This window comes from Microbacterium croceum, from assembly GCF_023091245.1.
Taxonomy (GTDB): Bacteria; Actinomycetota; Actinomycetes; order Actinomycetales; family Microbacteriaceae; genus Microbacterium; species Microbacterium croceum.
This window is the reverse complement of record NZ_JAHWXN010000001.1, coordinates 495,056-506,132: the sequence shown is the minus strand read 5'-3', so window position 1 is coordinate 506,132 and position 11,077 is coordinate 495,056. Positions and strand designations below refer to the sequence as shown.

The 11,077-nt window shown below is 68.8% G+C and carries 10 protein-coding genes; all 10 read left to right on the top strand.

Annotated features, from left to right (window positions below; genetic code table 11):
- The first annotated feature begins 10 nt into the window (after positions 1-10).
- The gene (locus KZC51_RS02355; RefSeq protein WP_308194279.1) at positions 11-1,228 is read left to right on the top strand and encodes a CaiB/BaiF CoA transferase family protein; all 1,218 of its coding nucleotides are present in this window, start codon (positions 11-13) and stop codon (positions 1,226-1,228) included.
- Positions 1,228-2,028, top strand: a complete 801-nt coding sequence (locus tag KZC51_RS02350; RefSeq protein WP_247628416.1) for an HpcH/HpaI aldolase/citrate lyase family protein — start codon at positions 1,228-1,230, stop codon at positions 2,026-2,028. The genes KZC51_RS02355 and KZC51_RS02350 overlap by 1 nt, the downstream gene beginning before the upstream one ends.
- 104 nt (positions 2,029-2,132) lie before the next feature.
- Positions 2,133-3,155, top strand: coding sequence for a LacI family DNA-binding transcriptional regulator (locus KZC51_RS02345; protein WP_247628415.1), 1,023 nt, complete (start codon positions 2,133-2,135; stop codon positions 3,153-3,155).
- Positions 3,152-4,093: a carbohydrate ABC transporter permease gene (locus tag KZC51_RS02340; RefSeq protein ID WP_247628414.1), complete on the top strand. Its 942-nt coding sequence runs from the start codon at positions 3,152-3,154 to the stop codon at positions 4,091-4,093. The genes KZC51_RS02345 and KZC51_RS02340 overlap by 4 nt, the downstream gene beginning before the upstream one ends.
- Positions 4,090-4,998: a carbohydrate ABC transporter permease gene (locus KZC51_RS02335; protein WP_247628413.1), complete on the top strand. Its 909-nt coding sequence runs from the start codon at positions 4,090-4,092 to the stop codon at positions 4,996-4,998. The genes KZC51_RS02340 and KZC51_RS02335 overlap by 4 nt, the downstream gene beginning before the upstream one ends.
- A 53-nt stretch (positions 4,999-5,051) precedes the next feature.
- On the top strand, positions 5,052-6,344 hold the full coding sequence (locus tag KZC51_RS02330) for an ABC transporter substrate-binding protein (RefSeq protein WP_247628412.1): 1,293 nt from the start codon (positions 5,052-5,054) through the stop codon (positions 6,342-6,344).
- 51 nt (positions 6,345-6,395) lie between these two features.
- Complete coding sequence (locus KZC51_RS02325) at positions 6,396-7,544, top strand: ADP-ribosylglycohydrolase family protein (protein ID WP_247628411.1); 1,149 nt, start codon at positions 6,396-6,398, stop codon at positions 7,542-7,544.
- A complete protein-coding gene (locus tag KZC51_RS02320) occupies positions 7,544-8,923 on the top strand; it encodes an ADP-ribosylglycohydrolase family protein (RefSeq protein WP_247628410.1) in 1,380 nt (459 codons plus the stop codon). The genes KZC51_RS02325 and KZC51_RS02320 overlap by 1 nt, the downstream gene beginning before the upstream one ends.
- On the top strand, positions 8,920-9,915 hold the full coding sequence (locus tag KZC51_RS02315) for an ADP-ribosylglycohydrolase family protein (protein WP_247628409.1): 996 nt from the start codon (positions 8,920-8,922) through the stop codon (positions 9,913-9,915). The genes KZC51_RS02320 and KZC51_RS02315 overlap by 4 nt, the downstream gene beginning before the upstream one ends.
- Entirely contained in the window at positions 9,912-10,907 is a 996-nt protein-coding gene (locus KZC51_RS02310; RefSeq protein ID WP_247628408.1) for an ADP-ribosylglycohydrolase family protein, read from the top strand. The genes KZC51_RS02315 and KZC51_RS02310 overlap by 4 nt, the downstream gene beginning before the upstream one ends.
- Positions 10,908-11,077 lie beyond the last annotated feature (170 nt).

Below are 11,077 nucleotides of genomic sequence, written 5' to 3'. Positions count from 1 at the left end.
TCATGTCTCGGTGCCGGACCGGGAAGATTTGAGAACTGTTCCACAGGCACCCCTCGAGGGGGTGCGCGTGCTCGACGTGTCCACGCTGTTCGCCGGGCCTCTGGCGGCGACATTCCTCGGGGATTTCGGTGCGGACGTCATCAAGGTGGAGCACCCGATACGTCCGGATGCCTCGCGGGGGCACGGACCCCAGAAGGACGGTGTCAACCTCTGGTGGAAGACACTCGGGCGCAACAAGCGCACCGTGACGATCGATCTGAGCGACCCCGCCGGCGCCGAGGTGCTGCTGCGGCTGGTGGCCGATGCCGACGTCATGATCGAGAATTTCCGCCCCGGCACACTCGAGCGCTGGGGGCTCTCGCCTGAACGTCTGCAGAAGGCGAATCCTCGGCTGGTGCTGGCCAGGGTGACCGCGTTCGGGCAGTTCGGTCCGTACTCCGCGCGGCCCGGCTTCGGCAGTCTCGCCGAGGCGATGAGCGGCTTCGCCGCCCTCACGGGTGACCCGGATGGCCCGCCCACGCTTCCCCCGTTCGGTCTCGCCGACGGGATCGCCGCTCTCGCCACCGCCTATGCCGTGATGGCCGCGCTGCGCAGCGCCGAGAGTGACGGCCACGGTCAGGTCGTCGACATGGCGATCATCGAACCGATCCTCATGCTGCTGGGCGGGCAGATCACCGCGTGGGATCAGCTCGGCATGGTGCAACCCCGCACCGGCAACCGCTCGGTCAACAACGCTCCGCGCAACGTCTACCGGTCCCGCGACGGCGTGTGGCTGGCGGTGTCGACGAGCTCGCAGTCGATCGCTGAGCGTGTGATGACCGTCGTCGGGCGTGCCGAGCTGATCGAAGAGCCCTGGTTCCGGTCAGGACATGAGCGGGCGCTGCACGCTGACGAGCTCGATGAGGCGGTGCAGTCCTGGATCGGGGCTCATGATGCCGACGAGGTCGTCGCGGTGTTCGAGGCGGCGTCAGCGGCCATCGCCCCGGTCTACGACGTGCGCGGCGTCGTCGAGGACCCGCAGTATCAGGCGTTGGGCACGATCGTGCGCGTCGAAGACGACGACCTCGGCGACGTCGCGATGCAGAACGTGCTGTTCCGCCTTTCGCGCACGCCCGGGTCGATCCGCTGGACGGGGCGCAGACACGGCGCCGACACCGACGAGGTGCTGCGCGATGCCGGTCTCTCCGACGCGGAGATCGCGCGCCTCAAGACCCGGAGAGCGGTGTGATGGACGGCTACCGCAGCGGTCTCTACGTGCCGGGGGATCGTCCTGACCGCTTCCTCTCGGCTGAGGAGAGCGGTGCCGATCTGGTGGTGTTCGACCTCGAGGATGCCGTCGCACCGGAGCGCAAGTCGGCGGCGCGCGACGCCGTGCTCGAGTGGCTCCGCGACGGGCGGCGGGGGAGTGCCGCGGTGCAGGTGCGCGTGAACGCGGGCGATGAGCGGGATCTGCGGGCCGTCTCCGCACTCGCTCCCGAGGTCGGCATCCGGCTGCCGAAGGTCGAGAGCACCAGCGATCTCGACCACGCGGTCGCCCTCGCACCGGGCCGGCCGCTCATCGCCCTGCTCGAGTCCGCTCGTGGGGTGGTGAACGCTGTCGCGATCGCTGATCATCCGGCCGTGGTCGCCCTCGCGCTCGGGGAGAGCGATCTGCGCAGCGAGGTCGGGGGAGGGGAGGCGATGATCACGCACGCGCGGCTGTCGATGCTGTTCGCGGCGCGCGCCGCGGGGCTGCCTGCACCTATGGCGTCGGTGTACCCCGCGATCCGTGACCTCGAAGGGCTCGCCGCCGACACCCGCCGCGCTGCCGATCTCGGACTCTTCGGCCGGATGGCTGCGCATCCGCTGCAGCTCGCGGTGATCGCCTCGATCTTCGCCCCCACCGCGGCCGAGGTCGCCTGGGCGAGGGACGTCCTCTCGGCGCTGCAGGGGGGAGGAGTCATGACCCTCGCCTCGGGCGAGATGGTCGACCCTGCGATGCGGGGGCGCGCCGAACGGATTCTGGGGATGACCGAACCGAGGTCTTGACACCCGGAGGGAGTCCGCCTAGATTCCCTGGAGCCCAACCAGCGCCGATTTGGAAACGTTTCCAAATCGCACCGTGGAAACGTTTCCGCTCGACGAGGAGAATCATGGGGACGAAGCCGACTCTGCACGAGGTCGCCGCCGCGGCCGGTGTCTCACTCGCTTCCGCATCACGCGCCCTCACCGGCCGTTCCGCGAGCCCGGAGATGGTGCGAAAGGTACGCACGGCGGCGAAGCGCATCGGCTACCTGCCCGACGCCACGGCGCGCTCACTGCGTCTGGGCGGTCATCCCCAGGTCGTCTTCGCCGTCGACGACATCGGCAACCCGAACTACGTGCAGATGCTGCGCGCGATCGAGGAGGAGCTGGGAGAGACGACGCGGATCAGCGTCTCGGCGACCGGCCGCCGCCCCGACCAGACGGTCGAACTCGTGCGCATGCTCAGCATGGGGGCCGGCGACGGCCTGATCATCTCGCCCCTGCGCGTCACCCCCGCGCTTCGCCAGGCGCTCGCCGACACGGTCGTGCCGGTCGTGGTCATCGGCACCCTGCACTCCGAACTCAGCATCGACAGTGTCTTCGTCGACTCCGCGGTCGCCGTCGGGATGGTCGTCGACCACCTGGTCGAGATCGGGCGCACCCGGATCGGCGTGATCAACGGGCCGGGCAACACGAACCCCGGTGCGGCCCGCCGCGCCGGATTCGCCGCCGCCGTCCAGCGCCACGGACTGACGCGCACCGATGCCCTGCAGATCACCGCGGCCGACTTCACCGTCGGCGCAGGGGTGGATGCCGCCGAGCGGCTGCTCGCCGCGACGACGGAGAGCGGCGACAAGATCGACGCGATCGTCTGCGCGAACGATCTGATCGCGATCGGCGCCATCAACGCGATCCGCCGGCAGGGTCTGCGCGTACCGGAGGACATCGCCGTGACCGGCATCGACGACACCGATCTGGCCGCGCTCTACAGCCCGCCGCTGACCTCCGTCTCCCTCCAGTCCGAGCGACGCGGGCGGATCGCCGCGCGCATGCTCAGCGAGCGTTTCGCCGATCCCTCGCGCCCCACACGGCGCGAGACGGTCGAGGCCACTCTCGTCATCCGAGCGTCAACGATCGGGGAATCCGCATGAGCTCGACAGCTGTGAAGACGGCCACGACGAAGGGGATCGCGCCCAAGCCGGGCGGCCTCGCCCGTTCGCGCCGCAACGAGGCGCTCGGTCTCGTCATCCCGACGCTGATCCCCATCCTCGCGCTCAGCGTGATCCCGCTGTTCATCGGCGTCGCCACGGCGTTCACCGATTCGCGCCTTGCCCGGAATCACGAGACGCAGTTCGTCGGATTCGAGAACTTCATCAAGCTCGGCTCCGACACCCAGTTCTGGCAGTCGTTCGGAATCGGCATGATCTGGGCCGTCACCGTGACCGCCCTGCAGCTGATCGGCGGACTCAGCCTCGCGCTGCTGCTCAACACCGATCTGCGCTTCCGTGGAATCACCCGCGTGCTGGCACTGATCCCGTGGGCGATGCCGCCCGTCGTGGTCGCTGTGATGTGGCAGATGATCTACTCGCCGACCAACGGGCCGCTGAACTGGCTGATCGAATCGCTGGGAGGGCCGGAGAACATCAACTGGCTGGGCGACTTCGGACTCGCCCTTCCCGCCGTCATCCTGGTCGGAGTGTGGGTCGGCATGCCGCAGAACACCGTCGTGCTGCTCGCCGGCCTGCAGCAGGTGCCGGGCGAGCTCCTCGAGGCGGCCGCCGTCGACGGCGCGAGCACCTGGCGCCGGTTCATCAGCGTCACCCTGCCGGCGCTGCGGCCAGTGATCTTCTCGATCGCCAGCCTCAGCTTCATCTGGAACTTCAACTCCTTCGGCATCGTCTACGTCATGACCGAGGGCGGTCCGGGAGGTCGCACGATGCTGCCGATGCTGTTCACGTACCTCGAGGCATTCAAGTCCCGCAACACCGGAGGGGCGGCGGCGATGGGTGACGTCATCGTGATCTTCCTCGTCGTGATCCTGGTGATCGCCCTGTGGCGTCAGCTGCGTCCGGAGAGGAGCCCGCGATGACTCAGAGCACCGTCACCCGCGTCATGGTCACCCAGAACACGACGAAGAAGCAGCGCAGAACGATGAATCGGCGCACCAAGAAGCCACTGGTCCGCATCCTGCAGTACGTGGCACTCGCGGGGTTCCTGATCTTCCTCGGTTTCCCGCTGCTGTGGCTGATCTCCACCGCGTTCAAGTCGTCCGCCGAGATCAACTCCCTCGCCGTCAACCTGTTCCCCCTGCAGCCCACGATCGACAACTTCGTGGTGGCGCTGGAGCGGCAGGGGCTCGTGCGCGCGGCAGGCAACAGCCTCCTCGTCGCCATCGCCACGACGATCATCGTCACGCTGCTCTCGATCCCCGGCGCGTACGTCATGGCGAGGTACCAGGGCAAGCTCCGATCGATCGGGGTGGGCTACATCCTGGTGAGCCAGATCTTCCCGGTGATCCTCATCGTCATCCCGCTCTTCTTCATCCTGCGGTCGGCCGGCCTGGTCGACTCCCTGCTCGGGCTCGTGGCGGTCTACTCCGTCTACACCCTGCCGTTCTCGCTCTGGATGCTGCAGGGATACGTCGCGGCGATCCCGTACGACATCGAAGAGGCCGCGTCGATCGACGGTGCCAACAAGGCGCGCACGCTGCAGCGGGTCGTATTTCCGCTGCTGATGCCGGGGCTCGTGGCGACAGCGATGTTCAGCTTCGTCTCGGCGTACAACGAGTTCTTCTTCGCCCTGGTGCTGCTGCAGTCGCCGGAGAACTACACGCTCCCCATCGCCCTCAGCACGTTCGTCGGCGGCGAGGGCAAGGTCGCGGTCGGGCCGCTCGCCGCCGGGGCTCTGCTGTCGAGCATCCCGAGCATCGTCTTCTTCACACTGCTGCAGAAGCGTCTCGCCACCGGCCTGCTCTCCGGCGCCGTCAAGGGCTGAGCTGGGCACATGGACTTCCTGCAATTCCCATCACATAAAGAAAGAGGTATGAAGTGAAGAAGCTTCATCGCGCGTCCATCGCGCTCGCCGCAGCCGCGGTGACGGCGCTGACCCTCGCGTCCTGCTCCGCGGGCGGCGACACGACCGACGACGCCGGCGACGGCGAGCCGGTATCGATCACCTTCCAGTCGTTCTCCGACCAGCCGGCTGCGATCGAGGCGACCAAGGAGATCGTGGATGCCTGGAACGACGACAACCCCGAGATCCAGGTCGAGATCGTGCAGGCGCCGACCGACAGTCTGGACGACAAGCTGACGACGCAGTTCGCGGGTGAGGTCGCGCCCGACATCATCCACTACGAGGTGCTCGGCATCGTGCCCTTCGCCCGCGACGGCTACCTCGCCGACCTGAGCGAGCTGCTCAGCAAGGAGACCATCGACGACATCGACCCCGGCGTGCTCGCCTCGGTGACGGTGGACGACCAGATGATCGGCGCCCCGACCGAACTGCAGACCTACGTCGTGTTCGCGAACAAGAAGCTGCTCGAGGCGGCGGGCGTGGAGATACCGACGGGCGACTCCATGACGTGGGATGAGCTCGACGAGATCGCCAAGGCCACGACGTCCGGCGATGTGCACGGCATCACGTGGGGGCTGAAGAGCCCCACCGCGGCGTTCATGAGCCTCGGCATGGGCTTCGGCTCCGAGTACTTCACCGGCGAGGGCGACGACATGAAGGTCGACGTGAAGGACGCCGACCTCGAGGTGCCGAACCGTGTGCGGTCGATGATCGAGGATGGCTCCGTGGACCCGATCGGCGTCACGCAGTCGGGCTCCGACGTGCTGGCGACGTTCTACGCGGGCAAGGCCGCCATGACCGTGCAGGGCTCGTACCAGGTGGCGAACATCGCCACCGATGCCCCGGCCGACATGGACTGGATCGTGCTGCCGCCGCTCGCCGGATCCGAGGGAGCGGTGCAGGCCGCGAACCCGCAGACGCTGTCGATCAACATCGACTCGCCGTACCAGAAGCAGGCCGCGAAGTTCCTCGACTACTTCATGCAGACCGACAACCTCGTGAAGATGAACATCGCCGATGGACTCATCCCCACGACGATCTCGGCACGTGAGGCGCTCGCCGAGCAGACGGCCGATCAGAACGGCTGGCCCGAGATCGTGCAGTCGGCAGAAGGCCTCGACGGACCGGCCTTCCTGCAGGCGAACGGCTTCGTGCGCTGGAAGGACACCGTCGCGACTCCCGCGTTCCAGAAGTTCCTGGGCGGAGAGATCGACGACAAGGGCCTGGCATCCGAGCTCGATGACGGCTGGGCACAGGTCAACGGTTGACGACGGTGGGGCGGATGTACGCATCCGCCCCACCTTTAAGAGAGGAATGGCATGAGCTGGATTCGGGAACGCACGGCGGCCGTGCTCGCGGGGTCGGCCATCGGCGACGCCCTGGGTGGGGCGGCCGAAGGCTTCAGTCCGGAGAAGATCAAAGAGCGGTACGGGGGTCCGATCACGGGCATCGTCCCGCCCTATCACCTGGACTGGCAGACCGCTCGACCGGTCAGCCCGTACCACAAGGGTGACGGGCACATCACGGATGACACCCTGATGACGCAGGCGCTGATCCGGGTGTACGCAGAACGTCGAGACCACATCGACGCGTTCGCCGTCGCCGAGCTGCTGGTGCCGCTGCTGCAGACCGAGATCCGCTGGATCCCGGAGCTGGAGCGCGAATCGATCCTGCTGCAGCGCATCTTCCTCGCCGAGAAGTGGCTGGTCACGCGTCTGCAGTACGGCCATGTCGATCCACGGGAGGCGGGCGTCGGGAACGTGGTCAACTGCGGTGCCGCGATGTACATGGCACCCGTCGGCATCGTCAACGCGGGCAATCCCGAGGCGGCGTACGCCGAAGCGATCGACGTCGCCGGGGCTCACCAGTCGAGCTATGGACGGGAAGCTGCCGGGGTGTTCGCCGCCGCGGTCGCCGCCTCCGTCGCTCTCGATGCCACGGTCGACTCGGTGATCGACGCCGCGCTGCGCGTCGCCCACGACGGCACGGCTGCAGCCATCCGCGCGGTGGTCGATGCGGCCCGAGGCCTGGGTCCCGACGCCGACGAGGAGCAGATCGGGCTCGCCCTGCGCGATGCCATCCGTCCTTTCGACACCGTGGGAGACGCGTATCGCGAGCCTCTCATGGATGCGCGAGTGCCGTCTCGGACCAAGTCGATCGAGGAGCTGCCCGTCGCGCTCGGCTTCCTCGTCGCGCATGAGGGAGCGTTCCTGCCCACCGTGCTCGGCGCCGTGAACTACGGTCGCGACTCCGACTCCATCGCGTCGATGGCCGGAAGCCTCGCCGCCGGCATCGGTGGTCAGGCGGTCATCCCGTCCGACATGCTCGACACCATCGCCACGGCCAGCCGGGTCGACTTCGATGAGTACGCCGCACTGCTGTCGAGCGTCGCGGTGGATGTCATGCAGAAGGACGCGGCTCGCGCCGAAGCCGACCTGCGCCGCGTGGCCTCGCTCCGGGGGGCGTGATGCGCCTGACCTGGGCCCAGCCGGAAGACCTGCTGCCGCACGAGCTGGTGCAGGCGCGTGCCGAAGGCAAGCACGTCGAGGCGATCGCTGCCTGCTGGACCGCTGCGGGCGGCACGCTCGACCCCGTGCGCGGCGGGGCGACAGCGGATGCGGCGTCCGACGACCTCCGGATGCTGGCCCGCGCGCTGCTGATCGAACTCGACGCGGTTTCCCCCGCGGAGCCGGAGGCGACGACATGGGACGAGGTACGTGCCGAGCTCACCGGCACGCCCGCACCGATCGCGACGCCGGATGGCGCCGCTCTCGTCGGCCGTATCCATGGCGCCTGGGCCGGGCGGTCGGCGGGGTGTCTGTGGGGAAAGCCCGTCGAGAAGATCCCGCGCGCCGGGATCGAGGAGATCCTGCGGGCGACGGGTCGTTGGCCGCTCACGGAGTACTTCTCCGCGCAGGGGCTGCCGGACGACGTCGCACGCCGTTGGCCATGGAACCGGCGCTCGGCGGTCAACTCCCTGGTCGAGAACATCGCGGGGATGCCCGAGGACGACGATCTCAACTACCCGCTCCTGAACCTCCGGGTGCTCGAATCCGCGGGTCGCGGGTTCACGACCGACGACATCGCACAGGCGTGGTTGGCAGACCTCCCGGCGGGACGCACCTTCACCGCTGAGCGCATCGCGTATCGCAACCTCCTCGACGGCTATCGCCCGGATGAGGCTGCTCGCGTGCGCAACCCGTTCCGCGAGTGGATCGGCGCCCTCATCCGCACCGACGTCTACGGCTGGATCAACCCCGGTGACATCACCGAAGCGGCCCGCATGGCCTGGACGGATGCTCGCCTCAGCCACACCCGCAACGGGCTGTGGGGAGCGATGTGGGCGGCGGCGCTGACCTCGGCCTCGCTCGTCGCGGCATCCGTCGACGAGGTGCTCGATCTCGCAGCGACCGCCGTTCCCGTAGGGAGTGACCTGGGGGAGGCGATCGCCTTCGGAGCCGCGCTCGGGCGCGGCGACCTCGACGACGCGGCAGCGATCGACGCGCTGCACGAGGCCTACGGCCACCTGCACTGGGTGCACACGATCAACAACGCGGCCCTCATCGCGTTCGCGCTGGCACGCAGTGGCGGAGACTTCGCCCGCGGAGTGCCGCTGGCGGTGATCACGGGGTGGGACACCGACTCGGCGGGAGCCACCGTCGGTTCGGTGCTCGGCGGGCTCGCCGGCGTCGACGGTCTGCCCGCTCGTCTCATCGACCCTCTGCAGAACCGCATCGCGACGAGCCTTCCCGGGCTCGACGGTGTCGAGATCGACGACCTCGCCCGCCGCACCTTCGCGCTGCTCCCTGCCCACTCCGTTCATTCCCAGAGACAAGGACGTTCATGACTTCTCCCACGCCGACCCTGCAGGACCGCGTCCGTGGTTCGCTGGCCGGACTCGCCATCGGCGATGCGATCGGTCGGCCGGTCGAAGGCTTCTCCGCCGCCGAGATCCAGGCCGCCCATGGCCGTGTGACCGGGTACCTCGATCCCGAACCGGCCGGCAGCGACGACACCGAATATGCCCTGCTGACCGCGAAGACCGTGCAGCGCGTCGGCGTGAATGCCACAGCTGATGACTTCGCGCAGACCTGGATCGAGGACGTGCTCCCGCAGGCTGACGACTTCAAGGGCGGGGGGTTCAGCGAGATGGCCGCGATCGACAACCTCCGTCGCGGCATCCGCCCGCCCCTGAGCGGCGACACCATGCACGGCTGGAGCGACGGGCTCGCGATGCGGGTCAGCCCGCTCGGCATCGTCGCCGACGGCGATGTCGAGCTCGCCCGTCGCCTGGCCGAGGCTGACGGTGCGGTGAGCCACACGACCGAAGGCATCTGGGCCGGAGTGGTCGTCGCGGTCGCCGTGACCACGGCTCTCACCGGAGCGGATGCCGCCGCCTGCTACGACGCAGGGCTCGCCGCGATCCCCGCGGACAGCTGGACGGCCCGCAACCTGCGTGATGCGCGCGACCTGGTCCGTTCCGGACTCGATGACGACGCGCTCGCCCTCGCGCTCCACGACCGCCTCGCCGTGGCCGACTACTTCTGGGCCGACCTCGCGCCCGAAGCGGTCGGGCTCGCGATGGCCTCGGTGCTGCACGCCGGGGGGCGCGCGTCTGACAGCATCCTGTTCGCCGTCAACATGGGACGCGACGCCGACACGACCGCGGCGATCGCCGGCTGCATCGGGGGCGCGATCTCCGGCATCGGCGATCTGCCCGAGGAGTGGGTGGCAGGACTGCGTCCGGTCGTGGGCTCGTGCATCCGCTCGATGGCCGGGATCCACCCGCTGGATGCCGCCGACACCCTGACCCGCATCGTCGAGGAGGCGCGCGCATGACCACCCCCCTGATCGACCTGTTCACCCGGGGCATCGTCGCCGGCGAGTCCGCGTCGTCGATGAACGCCGACTTCCGCGTCTACGCGCTCCCGCCCAAGCGTGTGAACAGGGTGCGCATTCTCGCCAAGCTCGGCGACGATGACCGCACCACGACCGTTCCGCGTCCGTTCACGCATGCGGCCCCGCCCACCACGCTGCATCCCGGACCGGGCGAGAACATCGAGTGGTTCGCGTTCTCCGCACGCCAGCACGCACGCGGGCTGGGCCTGACCGAATGGCGCGAACTCGCCGAGCTCGAAGCCGACCCCGATGGAGGGCTGCGCGCCCGCATCGGCACGAAGCTGGCACTGCAGAACCTGCGCGCAGGCGCCGAGCCACCGCAGTCCGGCCACGACAACGCCCACTACTTCGATGACATCGCCACGGTGCGGGCGCTCGCCGCCGTCGCGGTTCACGGTGCAAACGGAGCTCTGGACGCCGCAGAAGCGGATGCCGCCGTCACCCACTCGCTCGACGGCCTCTGGTGTGCCAGGGCCAGTGCGGCGCTGTTCGGTGCGCTGGTCGATGGCGCCGCGGCGGCCGACGCCGTGCGGGTCGCGGTCGATCAGCTCCCCGAGAACACCTGGAGCCGACGGATGGCGGAGACTTCGCTGCGGGTCGCGGCCGAGGCGACGGGCCCACTGGACCGGGCGCGCCGCCTGAGCACCCAGGTGGGCGACTGGGTCTACAGCTACCCGATCGCAGCACCCGAGACGTTCGGCTTCCTGCTCGCGCACGTGGCGACGGCCCGGAGCGCCGACGACCTGCTGCTCGGAGCGCTCGCACAACCGCGGAACGCCGCATCGCTGCCTGCACTGGCCGGTGCAGCCGCCGCCGTGCTGTTCGGAGAGAGCTGGATTCCCGCGGGACTGGAGGTCGATGACATCCGTCTCACCGGACTCGGCATCCCGGCAGTGGCGGGACGCACGGTCGCCGAGGTGATCGCCGGCTGACGGACGACGCCCTGCGGAGTCCCGGGCGTCCGTGTTCGCGCCACGCCCGGGACTCCGCTAGACTGGGTAGGTTGTCTGCCTACCGGCATCCGATCTGGATGCTTCGGGCCGACACGTTCACACACCCTCCTGCTCTCGGGAAAGTCCCGAGAGCCGTTCTAGTCCGAAGG